Annotated in this window: 16 protein-coding genes; 15 read left to right on the top strand and 1 reads right to left on the bottom strand. The window is 61.0% G+C overall.

The genetic code is table 11. From position 1 onward, the window contains the following. Window positions 1-45: 45 nt before the first annotated feature. A complete protein-coding gene (locus tag I4W07_RS02470) occupies window positions 46-1,287 on the bottom strand; it encodes an MFS transporter (protein WP_230317434.1) in 1,242 nt (413 codons plus the stop codon). A gap of 261 nt (window positions 1,288-1,548) precedes the next feature. On the opposite strand from I4W07_RS02470, the gene I4W07_RS02465 reads away from it, so the two are divergent. The 15 genes from I4W07_RS02465 to I4W07_RS02395 all read left to right on the top strand — a co-directional run bounded on the left by I4W07_RS02465 (window position 1,549) and on the right by I4W07_RS02395 (window position 26,354). Next, window positions 1,549-2,415 (top strand): hypothetical protein, encoded by an 867-nt coding sequence (locus I4W07_RS02465; RefSeq protein WP_196025508.1) that lies wholly within the window; start codon window positions 1,549-1,551, stop codon window positions 2,413-2,415. A 113-nt stretch (window positions 2,416-2,528) separates the two neighbouring features. Then, window positions 2,529-3,422 (top strand): aldose 1-epimerase family protein, encoded by an 894-nt coding sequence (locus I4W07_RS02460; RefSeq protein ID WP_196025507.1) that lies wholly within the window; start codon window positions 2,529-2,531, stop codon window positions 3,420-3,422. A gap of 293 nt (window positions 3,423-3,715) precedes the next feature. Next, a complete protein-coding gene (locus tag I4W07_RS02455) occupies window positions 3,716-4,642 on the top strand; it encodes a transporter substrate-binding domain-containing protein (RefSeq protein WP_196025506.1) in 927 nt (308 codons plus the stop codon). Window positions 4,643-4,651: 9 nt separating this feature from the next. Further along, window positions 4,652-5,800, top strand: coding sequence for an amino acid ABC transporter permease (locus tag I4W07_RS02450; RefSeq protein WP_196025505.1), 1,149 nt, complete (start codon window positions 4,652-4,654; stop codon window positions 5,798-5,800). A gap of 22 nt (window positions 5,801-5,822) precedes the next feature. After that, window positions 5,823-6,608, top strand: coding sequence for an amino acid ABC transporter ATP-binding protein (locus tag I4W07_RS02445; RefSeq protein ID WP_196025504.1), 786 nt, complete (start codon window positions 5,823-5,825; stop codon window positions 6,606-6,608). A 57-nt stretch (window positions 6,609-6,665) separates the two neighbouring features. Beyond that, on the top strand, window positions 6,666-8,093 hold the full coding sequence (locus tag I4W07_RS02440; protein WP_196025503.1) for a M20/M25/M40 family metallo-hydrolase: 1,428 nt from the start codon (window positions 6,666-6,668) through the stop codon (window positions 8,091-8,093). A gap of 297 nt (window positions 8,094-8,390) precedes the next feature. After that, the gene (locus I4W07_RS02435) at window positions 8,391-18,062 is read left to right on the top strand and encodes a Spy0128 family protein (protein ID WP_196025502.1); all 9,672 of its coding nucleotides are present in this window, start codon (window positions 8,391-8,393) and stop codon (window positions 18,060-18,062) included. Between the two features lie 748 nt (window positions 18,063-18,810). Next, window positions 18,811-19,878 (top strand): peptide chain release factor 1, encoded by a 1,068-nt coding sequence (prfA, locus tag I4W07_RS02430; protein ID WP_138375237.1) that lies wholly within the window; start codon window positions 18,811-18,813, stop codon window positions 19,876-19,878. Window positions 19,879-20,510: 632 nt separating this feature from the next. Further along, entirely contained in the window at window positions 20,511-21,785 is a 1,275-nt protein-coding gene (locus I4W07_RS02425) for a N5-glutamine methyltransferase family protein (protein ID WP_196025501.1), read from the top strand. Window positions 21,786-21,860: 75 nt separating this feature from the next. Continuing rightward, window positions 21,861-22,256 (top strand): type II toxin-antitoxin system RelE/ParE family toxin, encoded by a 396-nt coding sequence (locus I4W07_RS02420; protein WP_196025500.1) that lies wholly within the window; start codon window positions 21,861-21,863, stop codon window positions 22,254-22,256. Beyond that, window positions 22,243-22,545 carry a helix-turn-helix domain-containing protein gene (locus I4W07_RS02415; RefSeq protein WP_196025499.1) on the top strand — a complete coding sequence of 101 codons (303 nt, stop codon included), beginning with the start codon at window positions 22,243-22,245 and terminating at the stop codon, window positions 22,543-22,545. The genes I4W07_RS02420 and I4W07_RS02415 overlap by 14 nt, the downstream gene beginning before the upstream one ends. A gap of 146 nt (window positions 22,546-22,691) precedes the next feature. Further along, window positions 22,692-23,435, top strand: a complete 744-nt coding sequence (locus tag I4W07_RS02410; RefSeq protein ID WP_196025498.1) for an L-threonylcarbamoyladenylate synthase — start codon at window positions 22,692-22,694, stop codon at window positions 23,433-23,435. Between the two features lie 13 nt (window positions 23,436-23,448). Continuing rightward, complete coding sequence (glpK, locus tag I4W07_RS02405; protein WP_196025497.1) at window positions 23,449-24,990, top strand: glycerol kinase GlpK; 1,542 nt, start codon at window positions 23,449-23,451, stop codon at window positions 24,988-24,990. Between the two features lie 123 nt (window positions 24,991-25,113). After that, window positions 25,114-25,761, top strand: coding sequence for a uracil phosphoribosyltransferase (upp, locus tag I4W07_RS02400; RefSeq protein WP_196025496.1), 648 nt, complete (start codon window positions 25,114-25,116; stop codon window positions 25,759-25,761). 281 nt (window positions 25,762-26,042) lie between these two features. Continuing rightward, window positions 26,043-26,354, top strand: a complete 312-nt coding sequence (locus I4W07_RS02395) for a hypothetical protein (protein ID WP_022094264.1) — start codon at window positions 26,043-26,045, stop codon at window positions 26,352-26,354. Window positions 26,355-26,356: the final 2 nt, after the last annotated feature.

Below are 26,356 nucleotides of genomic sequence, written 5' to 3'. Positions count from 1 at the left end.
ATGCGGTTTCCTTTCGATCGCCATCATCGAGCTCGAGTATCGCATCTACGCCTGCGCCATCGCCCTCTTGCGTTCCCAGCGAGCCAACTTAATCGTCACCAGCGTAAGCACCCAGGCCACAAGCGAGAACGCGGCACCCACTGCGCCTACATATGCAATGCCAACGCTGCTTACCACGGCGCCGCCCACTGCGGTGCCAAACGAGATGCCGACGTTAAACGCCATGGGCTCAACCGAACTTGCGAGTACCATCGACTTGGGATGGCGGCTGCGTGCCACGTCCATAAAGTGCGTGATGCACGACACCGAGAACAGGTACATGAGCAGCGCCAGGCTAAAGACAAAGACCAGCGCGAGCGGCATGGTGCCGCCCACAGCAAACAGTCCGAGTAACGCTGCAGCCTGCAGCACAAACGTCACGAGTAGCGCCTTCATGCCAAAGCGAGCATCGATCCATCCGCCCAGGATGTTCGAGATCAGGCAGAACACGCCGTAGGCCATGAGCGTGGTACTGGCTTCGACCGTGCCCATGCCCAGCACCTGCTCAAGATAAGGCGTCACGTAGCCGTAGAACACATAGACCGAGCCCACGCCAAACAAAAAGATGAGCATGCCGGTGATGATGCTCGGTTCGCGCAGCAGCCCCGCCTGCTCGCGAAAGGTGGCAGGTTCGTCGGTTTGCCCAGCGCGCGGCATAAACATCACGAGCGCTCCGCAGATCAGAACGGCAAAGGCCAGCGTGCCGTACATGGCCACGTGCCAATCGAGTGTGTCGGCCACAAACTTGCCGATCGAAGTGACAAAGACCATTGCCACGGAAAACGCACCATATACCACCGAGATGGCAAACGAAGTTTGCTGCGGGGACAGCAGCTCGGGGATGTACGTCACACCCACAGCGAGCAGTGCGCCAGAGACGGAGCCCAGGATGATGCGCGAGATAAACAGCACCTGGAAGTTGGGCGCCAACGCCATGACCAGGTTGCCGAGCACAAAGACGATGCTGTAGCACACGAGCAGCTGGTAGCGGCGAAAACGTCCCGTGCTGAGCGCAAGCACCGGCGTGGCGATGGCGTAGACAAGCGCAAACACGCTGATGAGCTGGCCTGCGGTGGCAAGCGATATGCCGAGCTCCGTCGCCAGGTCGCTCTCGATGCCGATGACCACGAACTCCGAGCAGCCGAGCGAAAAACCTAACAACACGAGCAGCGCCAGGCAAAGATTGGTGCGCGCAGGTGAAAGCGCGGCGGCGGTTGACTTGCTTTTAGGCGTGGTTGCGGCGGTCAAGGCTGTCACTCCAATGTCGCATTAATAAGCGGGATTCAATCCCTGCAACTCTAACAGAATGTGACAAAGAGACAGTCCCTTTGTCGCATTGCGCTGCCGGCCAGTCACCCAAACCGTCACAACATTCGGCGAAAATCTCGAAATCGAGGAAAAGCGTCGAATGTTGTGACGGTTTTTGTGTCCGGCGCGGGTGAGCTTCGGTGTCGTCTGGGGGTATAAAACTAACAAGTGTTTATTTGCGAGGCCTAAGGGGCGCCCCGTATGGATATCGATAACTTTGAATGGTGGTATAGCGAGGGTGAGGCTCCGGACGAGGGGTGGGACGAGCCCGCGCCGCGTGACGTGTCGAGCGACGAGGACGAGACCGGCAACGCCGCCGCCGACTCGGACGCCGCCCTCGACCCCGTCGAGCCCCTGACCTTCGAACAAGCTTGGGCCCAGGCCGAGGCAGACGAGGCCAAGGCCGACGCTACGGCCACGCTCGGCGAGCCAGCCGACATGTCGATCTCGCCGGCAAAGACCCCGCAGCCGCGCCACACTATCGATCCCGACAGCACGGCATCCTTCAGCATTCTCGACGTGCCCTCGCAGGGCGCTCAGGCGCCCGCACCCACACGTCGCCCCAATCTGTCTCGCGAGGAAGATGCAGGACGCCGCTCGCCGCTCGGCCCCATCCTTATCGCCTTTATGGCCGGTGTTATCGCCTGCTCGGTAATTGGAAACGTCTGGAGCCATGTCGAACAACAGCGAAAAGACGCCGCCAAGGTCGAGATGTCTGTCGAGCAATCGCTCGGCCGCACGCGCTCGGTACATGTGTCGGTCGAGGTCAAGGACGGCGCGACGTGGGACACCGCGCGCGGCGACAGCCAAATGCTCATCCACATCGTGGGGCGCACGCTCAAAGGGCAGACAATTGACGAGTATCAATACGTCAATTCCGCTGGTGACGGCATCGAGCTCAAGCCCGGAGACTACGAGCTCACCGTCGATGAACCGCCCGTCGCCACCGACGGCACGCGCTTCCGCGCCTCAAAGCGCATGGTCCCCGTGAACTTTAACTCACAGGCGCCCGACACGGTCGACACTACACCGCAGGGCGGGTTCGACCTTTACGTGGATACCCAGTAGGCGCTCGCCGCTCATTCCGCTATGGCTACTCAATAATCGCCTGCCGTCCCGTCCCGCCGCCAAGAGTGGGACAATAGCCCTCGACACTATTGTTTACTTTTGGAGGAAGTAGCATGTCTACCGTCACTACCATCAAGCGCGGCGGCCTCACCGCGGCCATCGATTCCATGGGCGCCCAGCTCACGAGCCTTGCTCTCAACGGCAACGAGTATCTGTGGCAGGGCGACCCCGCCTTTTGGGGCAAGCACGCGCCCATCCTGTTCCCCATTGTGGGCTCGCTGCGCAACAACACGGCAACGTCTGCGGCCGGTACCTGCGAGATGCCGCGCCACGGACTCGCGCGCATTGTCGAGCACAAGCTGGTCGAGGTTTCGGAGGACGGCTCCTCGGTAACGTACGAGATTACCGATACGCCCGAGTCGCTCAAGGCCTTTCCCTTCCACTTTAAGCTCAACATGACCTATGCACTCACCGGCGACGCTACGCTCACCCAGACCTTTGCCGTCACCAACACCGGCGACGTGGATCTGCCGTTCTCGATGGGCGGTCACCCTGCCTTTAACGTGCCGGCCCCCGCCGCCGTTGACGAGGCGTTCGAGGATTACGAGTTGGCATTTACCGAGGCATGGACCAACGAGGCGCCCATCATCACGCCCGATGGCCTCATGACGTTCGAGGGCAGCTACAAGGCTCCCGACAACTCGGACGTGCTGCCCATCACGCACCGCAGCTTCGATAACGACGCCATCATGTTCACCGACGTCCCCGGCTCCACGCTCACCCTGCGCGGACGCAAGTCGGGTCACGGCGTCAAGATCGACTTTGAGGGCTTTAAGTACATCGGCGTGTGGTCTGCCGCCAACGACGCCCCGTTTGTGGCGCTCGAGCCCTGGACCGGCCACACCACCATGGACACCGAGGACGACGTCTTTGAGCACAAGGTCAACACCATTACGCTGGCGCCGGGCGAGACGGACGTCCGCAGCTTTAGCGTCACTTTGCTCTAGAGGTTCCGCCGTTCTGACGAACGGCGGGCCGGTCGACGCTGCGCGCCGCCCAGAGCGACAATTTGTCATTCAAAAGGCAAGGCATGACCAGAAGGTCTATGCCTTGCCTTTTTCATGCCTAGTCGTTGGGGACGTTCTTGTTTGACTAGTCGTTTAAGAACGTCCATTACGACTACCAATCGTTTTCAGTTCGTAAACTTGCATATATGCATTTATATATGCATTTGCTGGAGGTAGCGCTGAGCGGTATCCTGTTAAGTCGTCAGCATACGATTCAACAGGGAAGGCAGATTATGCATTCTCCCCAACAGCGCGGCATGCAGACCCAGCCGGTGTGCAGCCGTCGCATCTTTTTGGGTAGCGCTCTCGCTGCGAGTGCTTCCGTCGTCGCCGGCGCGCTCGCCGGCTGTCAGCGCCCGTCCGCGCTCAAGGTGGTTCAGCCCACGACGGGCGGCGGTCGCGACGACCTGTCCGATTCCGTGATCGGCAAGGACAAGATCCGCATTGGCATGGAGGCGGCCTACGCTCCGTACAACTGGCAGGTCTCCGAGGCCAGCGAGTACACCATTCCCATCGACAACGTGCAGGGCGCCTATGCCGATGGCTACGACGTGCAAATCGCCAAGATCGTCTGCAAGGCCCTCGGCGGCGAGCCCGTCGCCGTCAAGCAGGGTTTTTCGGGCCTTATCGATTCGCTCAACAACGGCCAAATCGACCTCATCATTGCCGGCATGAGCGCCACGCCCGAGCGCGAGGAGTCCGTCGGCTTTTCCGACCCGTACTTTATTGGCTACTTTGGCCTGTTCGTAAAAGAGGGCTCGCCCTACCAAAACGCCACCAAGCTCAGCGACTTTAGCGGTGCCACGGTGCTCGGCCAAAAGGACACCATGCTCGACACCGTTATCGACGAGATTCCGGGCGTTGTCCACAAAAACCCGGTCGATTCGGTGCCCACGGTATTCTCGAATCTGCTGCAGGGCACCTGCGACGCCGTGACCTACAACACCGAGAACGAGAAGGGCTATATGGCCCAGAACCCGGGCATCGTTCCCATCCATTTTGCCGAGGGCGAGGGCTTTAAACAGGAGGTCACGGCAAACGTCGGCTGCCGCAAGGGCTCGGACAAACTGCTCAAGCTTATCGATAAGACGCTCAAGGGCATCAGCCAGGAGGAGCGCGACCAGATGTGGGACGCGTGCCTCGACCGTCAGCCGGCATAGGGAGGCAGTATGAAAACCGTCAATCGTCTGGCCTCCTTTATCAAGGCCGACCATCGTTATGTCTACCTGGGCACGAGCGTTATTGCGGCGCTCGGCTTGGCGTTTAGCCAGCGCAACCCCACGCCGCTGAGCTTCTTGGCCCCCACGGGCGTGTTCCAAGATTGCCTTTGGGCGATTCTTTGGGCCTGGCTCGTCGTGTCGGCGGCGGCGCTGGTCACCAAGCTCATGCACTGGAACGACTATCGCGAAACGTCGCCGTTTGCTTCCGAGCGCTTCCGTCGCGGCGCGCGCCTGGGCAGCTATGTCGTGGTCGCCATCGCGGCGATCTTTTTCGTGGACCGCTGCGTCATGTCGTTTATCGACCTGGTGCAGGTGAGCATTGTCTCGGATTCCAACCCCAGCGACTTTTTGTCGAGCCTGGTCTACATGACCTACAAGAGCGGGGACTTCTTCATTCGCGGTATCGAGATCACCATCGCGCTTGCCACCTTTGGCACCGTCATCGCATTCTTCCTGGCGCTGCTCTTCGTGTTCCTACGCATTCAGACCTTCGATCGCGTGGACAACGACCTGGTGCGCTTCTTTAAGAGTATCGGCCGCGGCTTTGCGACCATCTACTCCACCATCGTGCGCGGCACGCCCATGATGGTCCAGGGCCTGCTCATCTATTACGCGGGCTTCACCGTTTTGCGCGGCATGGGCTTCGAGACCGCTCAGGCCAACCAGATTTGGAGCACCTTCACCGCCGGCCTCGTTACCATCTCGCTCAACTCCACCGCCTACATGATGGAGGTCCTGCGCGGCGGCATCGAGTCCATCGATCCCGGCCAGGCCGAGGCGGCGCGCTCGCTGGGCCTTTCGCAGTGGCAGGCTATGCGCAAGGTCGTGTTCCCCCAGGGCATTAAAAACGCGATTCCGGCGCTCACCAACGAGCATATCATCAACATCAAGGACTCGTCGGTGCTTTCGGTCATCGGCGTGTTCGACCTTATGTACGCCACCACCACCGTCGCCGGCGTGTACTACCGCCAGATGGAGGTCTACTGCGTGGCGCTCGTGGTCTACCTGATCCTGACGCTCGTGGCGAGCCGCCTGCTCGAAGCCTTTGGCAAAAAGCTTGGCGCCGATGCCCCGGCAACGCTGCCCAGCTCCAACTAGGCTCAAGACGAGGAGAATCATCATGGCAGATACCGCCACTACCGGCACCGCGGCCGCCGCACAGACCAATGGGCCGCTCATCCGCGTCGAGGGCCTGCGCAAGAGCTTCGGCTCGCTCGAGGTGCTCAAGGGCATCGACCTGTCCGTTAACACCGGCGAGGTCGTCACCATTATCGGCGCCTCGGGCTCGGGCAAGTCGACCTTCCTGCGCTGCCTCAACCTGCTCGAGACCCCGGACGCGGGCCACATCTGGTTCCACGGCCAGGACCTTACGGCCGAGCGCTGCAACATCAACAAGCTGCGCGAGGACATCGGCATGGTGTTCCAGGGCTTTAACCTGTTCAACAACATGGATGTGCTCGACAACTGCACGCTCGCGCCCGTCACGCTCAAAAAGATGAGCAAGGCCGAGGCCGAGAAGGTCGCGATGGAGCATCTGACGAGCGTGGGGCTCGAAAAGTTCGCGCACGCCGCCGTGGGTCGCCTGTCCGGTGGCCAAAAGCAGCGCGTGGCCATCGCCCGCGCCCTGTGCATGAATCCGCAGATCATGCTGTTCGACGAGCCGACTTCCGCACTCGACCCCGAGATCGTGGGCGAGGTGCTCGAGGTCATGCGCAAGCTTGCGGCCGACGGCATGACCATGGTCGTCGTCACGCACGAGATGGCCTTTGCCCGAACCGTGTCCGACCGCGTGGTCTTTATGGACAAGGGCGTGGTGCTCGAGGACGCCGCGCCGGCCGAGCTCTTTGGCAATCCTAAGCACCAGCGCACCCGCGAGTTCCTCTCGCGTTATCTCAACGACAAATAATGCAAGCGAACGTGGCAAAGGGACCGCCTCTTTGCCACGTTGTTTTTGGAGGAAGGCATGGCCGAGGTTTGGCGCTTCTTTGCGCACGAGGATGATTTTGCCGATATCGACGAGGTCGGCGCGTGCGAGCGCCTGGGCCGCGTGCTGTCGTTTCCGACGATTTCGAGCATGGATGCCCAGACGGTGGACTGGCGGCCCTTCGACGACCTGCGCGCCTATATGCAGCAGGCCTGGCCGCACGTATTTGCGGCGGGCGAGGTCGAGCTTATTGACCATTCGCTGCTGGTGGCGCTTGCCGGCAGCGATCCAGCTCTTAAGCCCGTTATGCTCATGGGCCACATGGATGTGGTCCCCGTGGTGCCGGGTACCGAGGCCGACTGGACGCACGCCCCCTTTAGCGGGTACGTGGACGACACCTACATCTGGGGCCGCGGCGCGATCGACATGAAGGACCAGGTCGCAGGCATTCTCGAGGCCGTCGAGTATGCGCTGGCACACGGTTGGCAGCACGAGCGCACGCTGCTCCTGGCCTTTGGCCAGGACGAGGAGACTACGCAGTACGGCGCAGGCGCCATCGGCCGAGCGCTCGAGGAGCGCGGCGTTGAGCTTGAGTACCTGATTGACGAGGGCGACTATCGTATCGTTGAGGCTGCCGAGTACGGCGCAGGCGAGGGTTGGCTTATGCATGCCGATCTTGCCGAGAAGGGCTATGCCGATATCGTGCTCAGGACGAAGAGCGAGGGCGGGCATTCTTCCAACCCTTACGGTGGCACGTCGCTCGAAGTGCTCAGCCGCGCTATTGCCGCGATTTGCGATATCGAGTGGCCGGCGCGTGTGACCGATCTGCTTGCCGCGCAGCTCGTCGAGCTGGGGCTTTATACCGCAGACGAGATTGCTGCCAGCAAGGATGCCATCGTGCGCGACTGCCTTGCCAGCAAAAAGCTGTACCCGCTTGTGACCACCACCTGTGCGCCCACGCAAATCGAGGGCGGCAGTACCGGTGCCAACGTAATGCCGCAAGATATGTGGGTCAATATCAACTTCCGCATGCTCGAGGGTACGAGCGTGGCCGATGTCGTGGCCTGCTGCCGCGAGGCCGTTGCCACCGCTGGGCTCGCCGGCCGAGTCGAGGTCGAGCTGGGCCCCGGCAGCTCCGAGCCCTCGCCGTCCCCGCGCGTGGGCGGTCCGGGGCTCGAGGCCGTCCGCGCCATCGCCGCCCGCTATTTCCGTGATCCCAAGCCGACGGAGGAAAACGGATCGTCTGCGGTGGGCCAAGAGCCGATGAGCATCGTGCCCTCGACCGTGATTGGTGCAACCGATGCCGCCAACTACCAGCGCATTTGCCACGAGTGCATCCGCTTCTCCGCCTTTGTGGTCGACGATGACGAATGCGACCGCGGCGTCCACGGCACCAACGAGCGCATCACCCGTCGCGCCTACCTCCAAGGCATCCGCTTCCTCATCGCCCTGCTCCACACACTCTAGCATGCGACAAAGGGACTGAGCCGATTTCATCGGTAATGAGACAAAAACTGTCATAGAATAAGACTAAGATATCTTAAGAGACATATGCTGGGGTTGGTATTCCTTGAACGACTGCGGGCATGTGCCAGACTGCCTCGGCCCCCGGGGAGCACCCGGGCAGGTCGCCGTGTGACTGGGGAGGAAATTATGCAGGAGCTCAGAGAGACGACGTCTCGACTCGTGAATAATGCTACCGGGGGGGGGTGTCTAAGCAGGGAACTTCCTGGTGAACACCGGCCGCGCGAGCGGTGGTCCGTCATGTCTTATGGCCGTCGTCGTGGGCTGCGCCCGGTCTCGCCATATGTGATTGTTTTGGCCCTCGCCGTCGCGCTGACGGCGAGTTTCTTCCTGCCGACCCGTGCGGAAGCGGCGTTTTCGGACCACACGGTTACGACGATTTCGCCTTCGGGGACAACAATCAACCTGTTTGATTACTGGGTGAATCCCGATGATCACCTGTCGGTTTCCGGCAACGGCGGCATCAACGCAAACCACCGGTTCCAGTTTAACGACGGCCAGGGTGGTGAGTCGCTCAACCGTTGGACGGGCGGCGAGAACCCGCAGTCCGGCATCGTCAGCAACACGCTTTTCGACGGCTACCCGCGGCTTTCCGATACCTGGGGCGGCAAGTCCCTCCGCTATCTGTTCGATTCCTCTGCCCAGACCGGCAAGACGTCCCATTTTGGCGTGACGGGCCTCCTCCAGGCTCAGGGCGGCTACTACGTCTATGACAGCACCCACAACTACGCAGCCTACAACGCTAACAAGAATGCCTTCGACATCTATGACACCGGGGGCGTTGGCAATTCGTCCCACCAGGGTCAGTTCTTCCCGTTCGACGCGGCAGACAAGGTGTTCAATGAGGAAAACGACCGGCTCGTCCAAAATGGCATCACGGCAGACAACACCGCGAGCTACAACGGTGGCAAGCCCGTCAACCATCACTTCGGTCTCTCAATGTCCACGCGATTCGTGCAGTCCGACGGCGGCAAGACGAACAAAGATGAGGACATGACCTTCGAGTTCGCCGGCGATGATGATGTCTGGGTGTTCATCGACGATGTCCTCGTGGGTGATATCGGCGGTATTCACGACCGCGCGAGTCTGAACATAAACTTTAAAACGGGCGACATTAAGGTGAACGGCAAGAGCGACGGCACGCTGCTGAGCAAGTACCAGAATGCGGGCAAGGACGGCGACACGAGGTGGTACGGCAGCACCTTCGCCGACGGCACCAACCACACCCTCAAGTTCTTCTACCTGGAGCGCGGCGCCCTCTACTCCAACATGGAGCTCAAGTTCAACCTCGTGACGGTGCCCGAGTCCGACATCATAAAGTTCGACCAGGACGGCAAGTTCGTACAGGGTGCCGAGTTCCAGCTCTATAAGACCGATAAGGACTTCAAAACCGAGGGCGCGCTTCTCGGCTCCGGCACCACGGACGAGGCCGGCTGCCTAACGCTCACGAACGACGATGGCAGCGGCGTCATCAACTTCGACGATCTCTACAACAAGGATCACAGCAATAAGTACTACCTCCTGAAGGAGACGAGCGTGCCCAAGGGATACCGCTCGAATCTCACGACGACGGATGGCAGCATGCGCCTCGAGTACGAGCCCACGAGCGACAAGAACGGCGCGGGCGGCGTCATCATCAACCGCGGCGGTATGGACGCGGGCAGCGCCGTGTGGCGGACGGGTGCGTTCGCCGGCGCGAAGGAGACCATCACCGCGCCGTCGATCGTGTACAAGGCGAATGATGACCTGACGAAGTCCAACGACGCTGTCAGCCTGGACTCCGGCATACTGTTCGCTGTGGTGCTCAAGCGCGATAAAAGCGCAAGCATCAAAGATCCGAGCAGTTGGTACGCCGTGTCGGGCGACCCATCGACGGGAGCGGGATACACCCTCGCCAAGGAGCCGGGCACGGCCGGCGCTATCGAGGCGGCGAAGAAGGACCTGCACGCCTTCACGCTCAACACGAGCGGCCAGTACCAGGTAGAGATTCAAAATCTGCCCGGTGACATCTCCAAGTACTACTACTTGCTGAGCGGTGAGGCCCGCAAGGATGCCGAGTACACGGTGGCCATCTACCACACAACGGCGAGATCGATCGGCGACGCGACGCCTAAGAACACCGTCCACGTGTACAGCGACGACATCGCAGACGGCACGAACTTCAAGCGGCAGTTCGCCACGCGCCTGCTCGTCACGAACATCCAGAATCGCCTGTTCGTGCAGAAAACCGATACCGAGGGCAACCCCGTAGACGGCGCAACGTTCGGCTTGTACAAGGCGACAACGGACGCGAACGGCAAGGTTGTGCCCAAGGACGATCAGGGCCCCTATGACACCCTGACGACGGGGTCGGTCGACAACCCGGTCCGGCTCGAAGGGGCGGGCATATTCCCGTGTACGAGCGACGGCAACAAGCCGCTCAAGAATGGCACCTACTTCCTAAAGGAGGTCTCGGCGCCCAAGGGCTTCCTGCTTAACGACACGCTCACCAAGGTGATTGTGGACGATGACGGCGTCCATGCCGATGCTGGTACGGACGATGACGGCGTTTCGACGTTCGTGGGCCCGGGCGCGCTCATGAAGAGTCTGGACCAGTTTGGCGCAGAGGGCGACATCGACAACACGCTCACGTGGATCAAGGGTACGCGGCAGACCTCGAATGGCGAGACCAATGTTAAAGGCAACCTGACGTGGACCGATGTCGAACCCGTGGGTGCAGACGACACAGTGCACCTCAAGTACGGCGCTAACGGACGCATGTACCAGTATGGGCCCACCGAGGAGGGCAAACCCTACCGCCTGGAGACCGAGACGGGCTGGATACGTATGGGTATCACCCAGGACGAGCAGCCCAAGGGAATCACGGCGAAGGGCGCCCGCGCCGACTTGGGCGCCATGAACCTGAACGCCCTGTTCACGGGCGCCACCTGCGTGCGCGTGGCGAACGAACGCGAGGCGAGCCTCGAGGTGACGAAGAAGGTCGTGGTGCCCGATGGCCTGACGGGCAATAAGGACGCGGGATTTACCTTTAAGTTCACCGTGCCAAAGGGGAAGACGTACAAGGCTGCGGTGTTCGAGAAGGCGGGTACCGTCGATGAGAAGCAGGTCGGCAACGTGTTCGACCTGACAAATGGCTATTCGCAAACCATCAAGGCCGACGAGACGATTCGCGTGTACGGACTTGGCGAGGGCGACGAGTACACGGTGCAGGAGCTGACCGGCGCAGACGAGATGCCCGCGGGCTATAAGCTGACCGGCCGCAAGCAGGGTGACAAGAATCTGACCGGCGTAGGCGATGGTATCATCACCGGTAAGATCGCGAAGCAAAATACCGACGGCACGCTGGCCGAAGACAACAAGCTGGTGTTCACCAACAGCTACAGCGTGAAGTCTTCGGTGACGCTCACCGGCATTCGGGCGCAGAAGGTGCTTCAAGGCCGCAAGTGGACTAAGGCCGACAGCTTCGACATCTATCTGCGCGCTGCCAAGGGCACGCCCATGCCCGGGGGCTACAAGGGCGTATCCGGCGTGCCCGGATACGTCCAGGTGGTCAAGACCGTCAACAATGGTGATGAGTTCGACTTCGGCCAGATTACGTACAAGAAGCCCGGCACGTACACCTATACGGTGGCCGAGCGGACGCCCGACGAGCATGACTCGTCCTGGCTGCCCGGCTTCGGCTACTCGAGCGCCGGGTACACGGTGACGGTGCAGGTGGACGACACGGGCAGGGGTACGCTGTCCGAGCCGGTTGTCACTATGGCTCGCAACGGCGACGATGATGGCGCCCACCACGACCCGGCCGTGCCAGTCGATAACAAGGTCGCGGTGTTCACCAACAAGTTCAGCACCGACACCAAGACAATCTCATTTAACGCGCAGAAGTCGTATACCGACGAGTCGGGCGACAACCCGCTTGCCGCGGGCAAGTTCACCTTCGAGCTGAAGGCGCTGGGCGGCCTGGCCAACAGCGCGGTGGGGGCTGCCCCCATCAAGTTCAATGACCTGAGCTACACGGTCAGTGCGAACGACGCGCCGATGCCCGCCGACGGCGTGACGACCGCGGAGAACGATGGCGGCGGCATTGCGGCTTTCCCGCAGATCACGTTCACCGCTGCCGACCAGAACACCACCTACGTGTACCAGGTGACGGAGCAAGCTGGTTCCGATGCTTCGACAACGGGCGGCATGACGTACGACACCACCGTGTACTACGCGATGGTGCAAAACACGCTCGACGACAAGGGCCAATTGTCCTCCACGGCCACGTATTGGAAGGCCGACGGCACGCAGCTGACGGACACGGGTGGATATATCCCGTTCAAGAACACCTACACGGTGGCCCAGACGATGTTGGCACCGGTTACTGTGCAGAAGACGCTGGCTGGGCGTGCGTGGGAGCAGGATGACAAGTTCGATTTCACGCTGACGCCAGCGGATGACGCCACGATGAAAGCGGTTAAAAACAAGGTCGTTACTCAGAAGAAGGCTGCCGACTCCGATGAGACTGGCGATTTGACGACTAAGGTCGAGATCGCAGGTCCCGGCGACGCGATGCGCACCACCCCGTTCGGCACGGGCGACCTTGTGTTTACCAGGCCGGGCGTGTATACGTTCAAAGTGAACGAGACGAGGCCGACCGACGCGGACAAGACCGGCATCAGCTATGACGACCATACGTCCACAGTGACGTACACAGTGACCGATATCGAGAACGGCACGCATACCGGTAAGCTGACCGCGTCGGTTGCGTACGACAACAAGCAGGCGACGACGGATGCCGACCGGCAGGTGACGGGTGCTGCCGCGTTTACCAACACCTATGCGGCCTCCGGTACCTACGCGGGCATCGATGTGACCAAGACTCTGGTTGGTACCCCGCTGGAGAATGGCAGGTTCCCGTTCACCATCGAGGCGATGACGTATAACGGCACGAAGGCCCCGGAGCCGGTTGATTCCGATAAGTCGTTCACGAACACCGTGGGCAAGGATGACGGTGACGATACGCAGACCGCCACGATGTCCGGTAAGCTGAAGATGAACTTCACGCAGCTGAGCTACAACAAGATGTACGTGTACAAGGTGTCTGAGGTACATGACGCCAACGCTGCTGGATACACGTATGACACCGAGTACCCCGGTGATGCCTTCGTGCTCATCGCGGTGAAGCCGAATCCGGACAACAAAGGCCAGCTCTACACCAAGACGACCATCGTGAAGGGCCCGGACGTGACGGCGCTCGTTGGCGTGGGCGACAACGTTGATGCGCTGACGGCCGAGGCGATTAAGGGCCTTAATACCACGACCAACTACGTGCAGACGGTCTCGAGTCGCGGTGCGAAGCCCGCTACGCCTATCGTCCCGTTCAAGAACGAGTACAAGGTCGAGACGGTTGAGTACGGTGCGAAGGCCGGTCTACAGATTGAGAAGAAATTCACCGGCACCGGTGATGCGAGCAGAACATTCAGCTTTACGGTGACGCCCGAGGACTATCAGGCCGAGGGTCAGGATGGCACGAAGTTCATCCTGACCTCCGCCGACGCCGCGGCGAAGAAGCTCGACATCACGGGCGGGGCGGAGACCTTCAAGATTCCCGAGATGAAGCTCGGGGACACCAAGACCGTGAGCTTGCTGCCGAAGGGCTTGCAGTTCACACACGACGACGTGAGCAATGAATGCCGCGCCAACGTCTACCAATACAGGGTGGAAGAGAACGTGCCGAAGCCCGTCCCCGCCGGCTACACCTACGACAAGACGGTCTATACCGTCAAGATCGCAGTGTCCGACAACGGCGACGGCACACTGAAAGTCGAGACGACGGTTCTGAACAGTGATGGCAAGAGGGTCGATTACCGTAAGTTTGCCCCCGGCGCCTCGCTCGAGGACAACACGGCGACTATTCCGTTCGAGAACAGCTACAAGACGGTCGCCAGCGACGAGCTGACCCCGCAGGTAACGAAGAAGATTTCCGGCACCGAGAGCACGGACAAGAAGTTCTCGTTCACGCTGACTGCCACGTCGGAGACGAAGGATAAGATTGCCGCCGGCGATCTGAAGGCTGACGGCCTGAAGGGCGACACATCCTCGGAGTCCAAGACCACGGAGGGGAAGATCACCAGCAAGGACGGTCAGCCCCTCAGCTTCTCCGGCATGCAATTCAACAAGGCAGGCGACTACACGTTTACGCTCACCGAGGCCCACGGGGAAGATGACGATCCTAATACGACTGGTGTGCAGAACGCCGGTTGGACGATGGACGATTCCACCTACACCGTCACGGTGAAGGTTGAGGACAAGAATGCCAAGCTGACTGTCACAGGCGTGGCGGTGGAAAAGGACGGCGATGACAAGAGCGAGACGCTTGAGGTCAAGAACGGCAAGGTGAACCTCGTCACCTTTACCAACAGCTATGCCGCGAAGGGTTCCGTGACCCTGGCGGCGAAGAAACGCTTTACGGGCGGTGCGCTCGCGGGGAACGACTTCTCGTTCGCTCTGTACAAGGGTGACAAGACGGAAGGCACGCCCATTGAGACCGGCACAAACGACAAAAACGGCAACATTACCTTCCAGCCCATCAACTACACCGAGTCCGGTGACTACGAGTACACCATCAAGGAAGTTACCGGTAACGACCAGACCATCGTCTACGACGGTCAGAAAGTGAAGGTCAAGGTCAGCGTCACCGATAACAAGAACGGCACGCTGGACGCAACCGCTACCTACGACGGCGATGAGGCTGTGCCGACCTTCACCAACGCGAAGCCGACGGCCGATGCAACCATCGAGGCAAAGAAGACCCTCACGGGCAAGGACCTGACGGAAGGCGCGTTCAACTTCGGCCTGTACCAAGGCGACGCGTCCACGGGTAATCCCGTCCAGCTCGCCCAGAACGACAAGGATGGCAAGATCAATTTTGCTCTCACCGGTCTGACCATCGGCGAGTACGACTACATACTCAAGGAGGAGAACGTCGGTGCCGATCCGACTATCACCTACGACACCAAGGCGGTGAAGGTTCACGTCTCGGTGAAGGCGGAGGGTGGCAAGGCGAAGGCGACCGTCACTTACGACGGCAAGAACGATGCCCCGACCTTCGAGAACACGTATCAGCCCGCCGAGACCTCGGTGGCGCTCGCGGCGAAGAAGACCTATGTGAAGTCCGACAGCACGCCGGCTGCGCTCAAGGGCGGCGAGTTCACCTTCAACCTGTACAAGGGCGATTTGACGGCTGAGCAGCTGAAGGGCAAGCAACCCATCCGGACCGCTGAGAACGGCGAGGACGGCACCGTTACCTTCCCGGCCATCGACTACACCAAGGCCGGCGAGCACAAATACACCGTCGCGGAGCAGAAGGGCGACCTGTCCCACGTGACCTACGACGCTACGGTGCACCATGCCGTGGTGACGGTCGTGGACAACGCCGGCAAGCTGGAGGCGAGCGTCACCTACGACGACGGCAAGACGGATGCCCCCACCTTCAAGAACACCTATACCGCAAAGGGCTCCGCGGAGCTGACGGCGACCAAGGTCGTTGCGGTCGCGCCGGGCTTCACGCACGACACCAAGCTGAAGGGCGGCGAGTACACCTTCGACCTGAAGGATGCCGCCGGCAACGTGCTCGACACTGCGACGAACAAGGCCGATGGCACGGTGAAGTTCACGCGCGACTTCGAGCTCTCCGACCTGGACGGCGCCGCGAGCAAGGACTTTACCTACACCATCGCGGAGCAGCCGGGCGCGGAGGCCGGCATGGTTTACGACAATCATGCCCTCACCTATACGGTGACGGTCACAGACGGCGGGAACGGAGCACTGAATGCGAAGGCGATCGTGACGAGCACATCAGGCCCGGAGACCTTCACCAACATCTACCAGCCGGCCGCGACCGGCCTGGCCCTCGGTGCGCAGAAGAGCTACGTGAAGAAGGACGACAACACGCCGATCGTACTCAAGGGCGGCGAGTTCACCTTCGATGTGTACGAGGGCAACCTGACGGCTGAGCAGCTTGCCGGGGCCGAGCCCGTCCGGACCGCGACCAACGGCGCGGACGGAAGCGTTAACTTCGATGCCTTCTCCTACGCGAAGCCGGGTACGCACGAGTACACCATAGTTGAGCGGAAGGGCGATCTGGCCTGCGTGACCTACGACGCCGCGGTGCACCATGCCGTGGTGACGGTTGCGGACAATGCCGGCACGCTGCAGGCGAGCGTCGCCTACGACGGCGCGAATGTCACGAAGCCTACCTTCACCAACACCTACGAGGCAAAGGCGACGGACTCCGGTGCGATCGCCCTCACCAAGAGCGTTAACGTGCACGACGGCAGCTATCAGCTAAAGGAGGGAGACTTCGCCTTCGAGCTGATGGGGTCTGACGGCTCGGTGATCCAGACCCAGAAGAACGATGCCGACGGCAAGGTTGCCTTCGACAAGCTGACCTTCGACCATGCGGGCACCTTTACCTACACGGTCCGCGAGGTGCAGCCGACGGTCGACGCGCCGGGCGTGCCGGGCGTGACTTACACCGGCAAGACGTACACCCTGACTTACGTGGTGAAGGACAACAACGACGGCAAGCTGGTGGTAGAGAGCTCCACGGTGAAGCCGAGCGAGGGTACCGAGAACGGCGTCTCGCCCGGAACCATGACGTTTGCGAACAGCTACCAGCCGGGCCAGACCTCCTACCAGATCTCTGGCACCAAGGTGCTTAAGAATGCCGACCCGGCCACCACGCGGACGCCCGCCGATGGCGAGTTCACGTTCGCGCTGATTGACGTGGCCACGGGGCAGGTGATCGACCGGACCACGAACGTGGGTAAGGCGTTTACCTTCAAGGCCATCTCGTACACTGCGACTGGTTCACATGAGTACCAGGTGAAGGAGGTTGCGGGCCAAGATGCCACCATCACTTACAGCGATGCGGTGTTGGATGTGACGGTGAGCGTGACCGACGACGGCAGCGGCCAGCTGATCGCGACGGCGAACAAGACGGCTGCGGATCTGACCTTCACCAACACCTACACGCCGACGGCAACGACGGCGACGATTACCGGAACGAAGGCCCTGACTGGCCGCGACCTGGCCGAGGGTGAGTTCTCCTTCGACCTGAAGGACGCCGACGGTAACGTGGTGCAGACGGTGCAGAACGGTGCCGACGGCACGTTCGGCTTCGCGCCGCTGCAGCTGGACAAGGTGGGGACGTACGTCTACACCGTGTCCGAGCGGGCAGGGGCGACGGCGAACGGCGTCACCTACGACACGACGGTCTTTACCGCGACGGTGACGGTGACGGAGAATGCGGAGACGCACGCGCTGGAGACGCAGGTTGCCTACAGCAAGGGCGGCAAGGCTGCGGATGCGGTGGCATTCAGCAACAGCTACGCGCCGGCCGCGACTGAGGTGAAGCTGGGGGCCTCCAAGGTGCTGAGCGGCGAAGACCTTAAGGAAGGGCAGTTCTCCTTCCAGCTGAAGGATGCCGACGGCAAGGTGCTGCAGACTGCAAAGAACGCGGCGGACGGCACGGTGGGCTTCGAGGCGATCTCGTACGACAAGCCCGGAACGTACGCCTACAGCATCTCCGAGGTGGACGACGGTCAGAAGAACGTGACGTACGACGCGGCCGAGCACCGGGTAACGGTGACGGTGACGGACGACGGTGCGGGCCATCTGGTGGCGACGGTAACCTATGATGGCGACGTGGCGCCGGTGTTCAAGAACACGTACACGCCGCCGACCACCCCGCCGACGGAGCCGCCCACCAATCCGCCGAGCAAGTCACCGGTGCCGAAGGAGGAGAAGCCGGGTCTGCCGTATACGGGCGATACCAGCTTGTCGCCGATGGCCCTGGGTGGCATCGCGGGCGGCGCGGTGGTGCTGATCGCCGCAGGCGTTATCCTGCGGCGCCGGAACCGGTAGCTACGGCGGCCGAGAAGGGCTTTGATTGAGGGCGGGTGGTCGCAGGGCGCGGCCGCTCGCCCTTTTTGGTGAAAGGCTATGTTAACCCGCCGTTTGCACGTCCGGCTCCAGATGGAACTCGTACTCCGGCTCCATCATCTTCTTCCGGATCTTTTCGTAGCGCCCGTCGTCGAGCTGCTCGCGCATGAGCGACGTCCTGTTCCCGACGCGTGCGGCCTCGCGCAGCCATCTGAACCACATCAGGCAGCTGTGGAGCCTGCGGGTCGATACGCCCTTGAACCTCTCGAGGAAGTGGCCGAGCGAACCCTGCGCTTCAGCATCCTCTGGACCGTGTTCCGCTCGTACCCGGTGAGCCTGCCGTGGGTCCTCGGGACCGCCCTCGCGGCGCCCTTCCCGCCCTTTCCGGACATGGCGTCCTCCGATCTCCCGGGGCCGGCCGATCCGGCCCTCAGGGTATCGGATTCCCAAATTTATCCGTATATGTGCGGATGAATGCGGGAGGCGTTCGGATGAAGTTGTATTCAAGGAAAGAGACTGACCCTTTGTCGCATTCCGTGCGGGTTATATGCAGGTTTGCCTGCGCACGCTATCATATATGGGTTAGACCGCAACTATGTACCCCATACGTGAAGGGATGCGCATGTATCTGAAGATCGACATGTTCTAGCTGGGCTTACCCCCGCAGTGGCGCCGCGCGCCCCATCAACTCTGCCGATTTTCGCCTTCACGCACATAAAGGAGTCCCGCCATGCGCGACAAGCTCGAAAAGATCATCAAGGCCTACGAGGAGCTCGAGAAGAAGCTTTCTGACCCGGCCGTCGCCTCCGATATCAAGGAGTTCACGCGTCTCAACAAGGAGTACGCGCACCAGTCCGACCTCATCGCCGCCTCGCGCGAGTACATCGGCGCGCTCGATGACATCGAGGCCGCCAAGGAGATGCTCCGCGACACCAGCGATGCGGACGAGAAGGAGATGCTCCAGATGGACATCTCCGAGAACGAGGAAAAGCTTCCCCAGCTCGAGGAAGACATCAAGTACATGCTCATCCCGAGTGACCCCAACGACGACAAGAACACCATCGTCGAGATTCGCTCCGCCGCCGGTGGCGACGAGGCAGCCATCTTCGCCGGCGACTTGTACAAGATGTACCAGCGCTTCTGCGAATCGCGCGGCTGGAAGACCACCGTGCTCGATTCCAGCCCCAGCGAGGCAGGCGGCTTTAAGTCCATCGAGTTCAAGGTCGAGGGCGACCGCGTCTACTCCGTCATGAAGTTCGAGTCCGGCGTGCACCGCGTCCAGCGCGTTCCCAAGACCGAGTCCCAGGGCCGCATTCAGACCTCCACGGCGACCGTCGCCGTGCTTCCCGAGGCCGAGGAGATCGACGTTCAGATCAACCAGTCCGACCTGCGCATCGACACCTACTGCGCCTCCGGCCCTGGCGGTCAGTGCGTTAACACCACCTACTCCGCCGTGCGCATTACCCACCTGCCCACCAACACCGTGGTGCAGTCGCAGGAGCAGCGTTCCCAGATCCAGAACCGCGAGGTCTGCATGCAGATGCTGCGCGCCCGTCTGTACGAGATGGAGCTCGAGAAGCAGCAGGCCGAGCTCGGTGCCGAGCGCCAGAGCCAGATCGGCCACGGCAACCGTTCCGAGAAGATCCGTACTTACAACCAGCCCCAGGACCGCGTGACCGATCACCGTATCGGCTTCAACTCCACCTACAACGGCGTCCTCCTGGGCGATCAGCTCGGCACCGTCATCGAGGCACTCGCCGCCGCCGAGCGTGCCGAGAAGCTGGCACAGGCTGTGTAGGTTCCGCCGTTCTACCGAACGGCGGACCAGCCGACGCTGCGCGGGCCGCATTTGGACAATCTGACGTTCAACTTCAAGGGCGCGACCAGAAGGTCAGCGCCCTTTCGTTTCACGTCACCTTGTCTCAAATGCGACCCGCTCGCTGTCCGTCCTCTACCTGCGGCGCTGCCTTGCTCCGGATGCGGTATGCTCAACCTGCGGCGCCTTAGAGGTAGTCATTGGGGACGTTCTTAAATGACTAGGTTGGGCACATTGCTTTGAGATGTTATTCAATCGGCTTTGATGGCCATGAAGCCGGCTACCTGCTCAAAGAAATTAGCGGCATTTATCTGCTATTGAAAATAATGCTCAAAAAATCGTTCAAGAAGTCGCAGTGCATTTTTTGATGCGTCGCACGTCAAGTGATTTGGCAAGTTCTTGGTTAGATATTGGTCAGTTTTGGGTCAACCTTGCCAAAAGCTTGACGAATGCAGATTTTGACGTCGACGAATGAGCACTTCAGGCAGGTTCCAAGCAAAAATCTGGGCTGATTCTCGATAATCGCCTTCAATCGTCCCTTGCCAAGCGCTGGCCTCGCGTACAATCTGCTCCGACATTCGCGCGCCGTCCGGCGCTTAAGAGGGGAGGGCCCCATGGCAAACGAGATTTGGACCATCAAGCGTTGTCTCGAGTGGACCAAGGAGTACCTGGCCGAGCGCGGCGAGGAACACCCCCGTCTTTCTGCCGAGTGGCTGCTCTGCGCTGCCACGGGTTTGGCACGCATCGACTTATATATGCGCATGGACGAGACGCTTAACGCGGCTCAGCTCGAGACCATGCACGCGGCCGTTGTTCGTCGCGCTAAAGGTGAACCGCTGCAGTACATCACCGGCAGCACGCAGTTTCGCATGATTGACGTCGCGTGCGCCCCCGGCGTGCTCATTCCGCGTCCCGAGACCGAGATGCTCGTCGAGGATGTCCTCAATTATCTGGATGCCGAGGTGCTGAGCCCCGAGGCTGTCGCCCGTCAGCGTGTTGAGCTGCCTTGGAACGATGAGGTCGAGGAGGCACGCAAGGCCGAGGCCGCGCTGGCAGACGAACGGGCGACCGCCGAGCGCCGCGCCGCTAACCTGACGGCTGCCGATGAGGCGGTGCTAGGCGGCGACGTACTGGGTAGCCGCGCCTATGCCGAGGAACTGGCCGACCGCGAGGCCGAGGAAGCCGCCGCGCAGGCAGCAGAAGCCGAAGCGGCAGAAGCAGAGGCCATGGAAACCCCCGAGCCCGAGCTCGACGAATACGGCATCGCCATTGAGGACAACGACCAACAGGCGACTCCCGCGCAAGATGCCGCCGAGGCTAACGTATCTGCCCCAGCCGAGCCCCGCACTGCCCGCGTTCTCGAGGTCGGCTGCGGCACGGGCTGCATTTCGCTCTCCCTTGCCTGGGAGCGCCGCGGGCACGTTACCTGCACTGCTACCGATATCGAGCCGCGCGCCATCGACCTTGCTACCAAAAACCGCGATGCGCTTGGCCTCACGTCCGACGAGGTCGCCTTCAGCCTCACCAACCTGGTGAGTTCCATTCCCCGCGAAGAGTGGGGCACCTTTGACGTACTCGTCTCCAACCCGCCCTACATCCCCACCGATGTCATGCGCTCGCTGCCGCATGAGGTCAAGGACTTTGAGCCCGATCTGGCGCTCGAGGGCGGTGCCGACGGTCTCGATATCTTCCGCCGCCTGCTCAACGCGGCGCCCTACATGCTGCGTGCCGGCGGCCTGTTTGCCTGCGAGCTCTACGAGGGCGCGCTCGACGCCGCGGCCGAGCTCTGTCGTCAAGCAGGCCTTTCGGACGTGCGTATCGTCCACGACCTCACCGATCGTCCCCGCATCGTTCGAGCCATCGTCACCGAGCCCAAACAGCGTATTTAAGCTGAATAAATAGACATTTGCGCAAGTTTGTCCTTGCAATATACCGTAAAACTTCTACTATAGAAGGAGAAAGGTATGTCAAATCAGCTGCATCGGTACCGTATCGTGCTTGATTACATTGAACCTTGGCTTGATGAGCAGGATGAAGCTACGCTGAAGCAGATTTATGCAGACCTTTTGGTGCTCGAGAAGGAAGGTCCCGGCCTTGGTCGTCCGCTGGTTGACCGCGTAAAGGGCTCGAAGCTTCATCATTTAAAGGAGCTGAGAGTGACGTCGTGTGGTGGGCGGGTGATTCGCATCCTCTTCGCCTTTGACCCCAAGCGCCAGGCGGTATTGCTATTGGCGGGTGATAAGTCGCGAGCGGGATCGTCAAGGGCAAAATGGAACGGTTGGTATGCGATCAACATTCCAAGGGCCGAGCAAATATACCGTCGCCACGTAAGGGGGCTCGATCGAGGTGGAACTGCATGAGTATATGGAATCCCGCGGGATAACACGCGACTCTATTGCCGCCGAGCAGGAGAAGACTCGCGAGCGCGTCGAAGCCTATAAGCTTGCTCAGATTCGCAAGCTAAAGGATCTAACGCAGGCGTCGATTGCCCAGTCGATGGGCGTTTCTCAAAAACGCGTATCTGAGCTCGAGCGCGGGGAGTTGGGCTCGATGAGGCTCGACACGCTGAGCAGGTACGCAGAGAGTCTCGGCGGAAAACTGGTTGCGAGCATTGAGTTTCCCGATCGTACCGTTACGCTTGCTCGCTAAATGCCTTCAATAACCCCTCACTTTCACCGACTACTATAGCCGCTCACCAAACCAACATGCGCTCTGGGCAAATAGGTTGAATGTTTCGTGCGAGAATGCCCCACAGTAAACAAACTTGCACCGGAGCGTAAGGGGCTGGCATACACATGCAGACGGTCTATCGGGTATACGAGGGAACGCGCGATCCGCATCGGCTTGCCGTCGAGCGCACGGCCGAGGTGCTCGGCCGCGGCGGCCTGGCTTTGATCCCGACCGAGACCGTCTACGGTGTCGCCGTGGCAGTCAACGCCTTCTCGGACGCCGTGCCCCAAGATACAAGCGAATTCCCATCGTGGCCGCGCGATCCGCAGGCTGCCGTCAACGGTGCCGCAGTCCCTGCGCTTGGCACCGGCTATCGACGTATCTTCACTCTCAAGCAACGTGAACTCACGCAAACCGTTGCTTGGCTGGTCGATGGCGTTGAAGCACTCGACCGCTATGGCGTGGACATCCCGGAAGATGCCCGCGTGCTCGCGCGACGATGCTGGCCGGGAGCCCTGACTATCGTGGTCAAGGCAGCCCCCTGCGTGCCGACCTTTATGCGTGCCGCCGACGATACGGTGGCCCTGCGCGCTTCGGCCTCTCCCGTGGTCCAAGCGCTCATCCGCGCCTGCGGCAGTCCCCTTGCCTGCACGAGCGCCAACACGCACGGCGCGCCCTCGCCGGCAAGCTTTGCCGCCGTCGAGGGTCGCATTCTGGAGGGGGTCGATGTTGCCGTCGACGCCGGTGAGACCCCGTGTCGCGACGCCTCGACCATCGTGTCGTTCCAGCACGGCGGGCTCAAGATCCTGCGCCAAGGCGCACTTCCCGCATCAGAGATCGAGCGGGTCCTGTCCGACCCGATGCAATAGAAAGTTGTAAGCGATGTCGTTGAATCTGGGCAGCCTGGGCATGGAAGATGCCTCGTTTAACTTTGTCGGTTCCTACATCATGGCGCTCGACTGCGGCACCACCTCGGTACTTGCGACCATCGTCGACGAGTACGGATGCATCGTCGCGCAGGCACGTCGCAGCGTCAAAACGAGTTTTCCGCGTCCCGGTTGGGTAGAGCAAGACCCCATGACGGTCCTTGCCAGCCAGATTGCCGTCATGATGGAGGTTCAGTTTAAGAGCGGCATCCATTCCGATCGCATCGCCGCCATCGGCATCTCCAACCAGCGCGAGACCACGGTGGTCTGGGACCGCGTGAGCGGCCAGCCCATCTATAACGCCATCGTATGGCAGTGCCGTCGTACCGCGCCGGCGATCGACGCGTTGGTTGAACAGGGTTGCGAGGAGCTGGTGCGCTCCCGCACGGGACTTACGCTTGACCCGTATTTCTCGGCCTCCAAGGTGCAGTGGATTCTCGACAACGTCGACGGCGCACGCGAGAGCGCGGCGGCGGGCGACCTCATGTTTGGCACCATCGACACCTGGCTCATCTACAACCTCACCGGCGGCCAGGTCTTTGCCACCGACTACACCAATGCCAGCCGCACGGCACTCTTTAATATCCATACGCTCGATTGGGACGACGACCTGCTGGCGCTCTTTGACGTTCCACGTTCCATGATGCCCGAGGTTCGCTGGAGCTCGGGCGACTACGGCCGCGTCGCGAGCGACATCATGACCAACATGCCGCCCATCATGGGCGTGGCGGGCGACCAGCAGGCATCGCTGTTCGGCCACTGCTGCTTCTATCCCGGCCAGACCAAAAACACCTATGGCACGGGCTGCTTTATGCTCATGAACACCGGCGACGAGATCGTCGAATCCAAGAATGGCCTGGTCTCCACCATCGGTATCGCTGCGGACGGCAAAGTCAGCTATGCGCTCGAGGGCTCTATTTTTGCCGCCGGCTCAACGATGAACTGGCTTCGCAACAACATGGGCATCATCTCGAGCGTGAGCGAGTCGGCACAACTCGCCGCTTCGATTAGCGACAACGAGGGCTGCTACTTCGTTCCCGCCTTTGCGGGTTTGGGCGCTCCCTGGTGGGACCCGCATGCCCGCGGTATCGTGTGCGGTCTGACCGGCGCCTCGAGCCGTGCGACCATCGTACGTGCCGCCTGCGAATCCATGGCATATCAGAGCTACGACGTGCTGCGCGCCATGGAGCAGGACGTGGGGCTTTCGATCGAGCGCCTGTCTGTCGATGGCGGTGCCTCGCGCAACGAGTTCATCATGCAATTCCAGGCCGACCTGCTGGATATCCCCGTGCTGCAATGCGAGACGGTGGAGACCACGGCAATCGGTGCCGCGTACTTGGCGGGTCTTGCCGTCGGCTATTGGGAAGACCTGGAGGAGCTGGAGCAAAATGCCCAGATCGTTAGGACCTTCCTTCCCCACATGTCCGCCGGGCGCCGCGAGCAAAACCTTGCGGGCTGGCGTGATGCAGTCAGGCGCTCGCTCAGCACCTCACAGTAGGGCTGCGATGGGCTGCTCGATACAACAAACCGCTAAACTAATGCATGGCGTGCGGCGGCAACATTGCTGCACGCCTTGTCAGCAAGGCCGTTTTGCGGCCGCAACGAAAGGGGCAATCAATCCATGACCGTCACCTACGATGCGTCCCGTGTGACGCTTGTCGATCACCCGCTCGTCCAGCACAAGCTGTCGATCCTGCGCGACAAAAACACCGGCACCAACCAGTTCCGTCAGCTCGTGCGCGAACTCGCGCTTTTTGACGGCTACGAGGCCATGCGCGACCTGCCTATGGAAGACATCGAGGTCGAGACCCCCATCACTACTGCCACGTTCAAACAGCTTGCTGGCAAGAAACTCGCCATCGTGCCCATCCTGCGTGCGGGCCTTGGCATGGTCGACGGCATCCTCGACCTGGTGCCCTCCGCTCGCGTGGGCCACATCGGCATGGAGCGCGACGAGGTTACCCACGAGCCGCACGAGTATTACTGCAAGATGCCCAAGGATATCGACCAGCGCATCTGCCTGGTCGTCGACCCCATGCTCGCCACGGGCGGTTCGGCCGAGATGGCCATTAGCTACCTGCGCGAGCGCGGTGTCAAGGACATCCGCATGCTGTGCATCGTCGCGGCCCCCGAGGGCCTCAAGTCGCTGACTGAGAAGGACCCTGATGTGCATATCTATACCTGCGCCATCGACGACCATCTCAACGAGGCGGCCTACATCGTTCCCGGCCTGGGCGACGCCGGTGACCGCATCTACGGCACGCTCTAGTCGCTGGGCTAAGACGGCCGCGGCTGCAAATACGAAGAAACGGTGCGCGCGGACGAACAAAAGGCGACCGCGCGCACTCCTGTTAACGGACGTTTTGCCCTGCAGGGTTCGAGAAAAACGTATTACCGTACCTGCGGCATAAAGAAGGTCTTAAGAAAACGAACAGGTGCGTATTAACCGATGCTTTTTCGGTTGTACTTTAGCGATTGGCTCGTACAATAGTCACCAATGTTTGGCGGGAACTGTTCTGTGAAGCGTTAAAAAGGAAAGTGAGGACGCCAGTGTTTCAGATAGCCGATCTGCTCGCTATCGTTGCAGGCGCCATCGCGGGCGCAATTGCCTTCCTTCCCTTTGTCTTTACGCTCAAGCCGGTTCTTGACGATAAGCAGAATGCGGACATGCTCAAGGGTATGGTGAGTCTGGCGGTCTCGGCGATCGCCCTGCTCGTCTTTACCTTGGTTGTGTTTGTGTTGTTCGGAGAGGCATTTCGCATGTTCCTCCTGGGCGAGGCGATCGGCTTCGTGGCCTTTATGGCCGCCTGCACGGTTCGTGTCGCCAAGGCGCTGCGAGATCCTCATGAGGTCGAAAGGTAAGT

Origin of the sequence: Collinsella aerofaciens (assembly GCF_015670745.1) — a bacterium.
In the GTDB taxonomy this organism is placed as follows: domain Bacteria; phylum Actinomycetota; class Coriobacteriia; order Coriobacteriales; family Coriobacteriaceae; genus Collinsella; species Collinsella aerofaciens_T.
The sequence above is the reverse complement of the archived record's forward strand: the minus strand, read 5'-3'. Positions and strand labels throughout refer to the sequence as shown.

Excerpts from the sequence above, each read along its gene's own strand:
- I4W07_RS02455 (WP_196025506.1), top strand. The coding sequence starts at position 3,716 with ATGCATTCTCCCCAACAGCGCGGCATGCAGACCCAGCCGGTGTGCAGC.
- I4W07_RS02460 (WP_196025507.1), top strand. The coding sequence starts at position 2,529 with ATGTCTACCGTCACTACCATCAAGCGCGGCGGCCTCACCGCGGCCATC.
- glpK (WP_196025497.1), top strand. The coding sequence starts at position 23,449 with ATGTCGTTGAATCTGGGCAGCCTGGGCATGGAAGATGCCTCGTTTAAC.
- I4W07_RS02425 (WP_196025501.1), top strand. The coding sequence starts at position 20,511 with ATGGCAAACGAGATTTGGACCATCAAGCGTTGTCTCGAGTGGACCAAG.
- I4W07_RS02465 (WP_196025508.1), top strand. The coding sequence starts at position 1,549 with ATGGATATCGATAACTTTGAATGGTGGTATAGCGAGGGTGAGGCTCCG.
- upp (WP_196025496.1), top strand. The coding sequence starts at position 25,114 with ATGACCGTCACCTACGATGCGTCCCGTGTGACGCTTGTCGATCACCCG.
- prfA (WP_138375237.1), top strand. The coding sequence starts at position 18,811 with ATGCGCGACAAGCTCGAAAAGATCATCAAGGCCTACGAGGAGCTCGAG.
- I4W07_RS02410 (WP_196025498.1), top strand. The coding sequence starts at position 22,692 with ATGCAGACGGTCTATCGGGTATACGAGGGAACGCGCGATCCGCATCGG.
- I4W07_RS02420 (WP_196025500.1), top strand. The coding sequence starts at position 21,861 with ATGTCAAATCAGCTGCATCGGTACCGTATCGTGCTTGATTACATTGAA.
- I4W07_RS02445 (WP_196025504.1), top strand. The coding sequence starts at position 5,823 with ATGGCAGATACCGCCACTACCGGCACCGCGGCCGCCGCACAGACCAAT.
- I4W07_RS02440 (WP_196025503.1), top strand. The coding sequence starts at position 6,666 with ATGGCCGAGGTTTGGCGCTTCTTTGCGCACGAGGATGATTTTGCCGAT.
- I4W07_RS02435 (WP_196025502.1), top strand. The coding sequence starts at position 8,391 with ATGTCTTATGGCCGTCGTCGTGGGCTGCGCCCGGTCTCGCCATATGTG.
- I4W07_RS02450 (WP_196025505.1), top strand. The coding sequence starts at position 4,652 with ATGAAAACCGTCAATCGTCTGGCCTCCTTTATCAAGGCCGACCATCGT.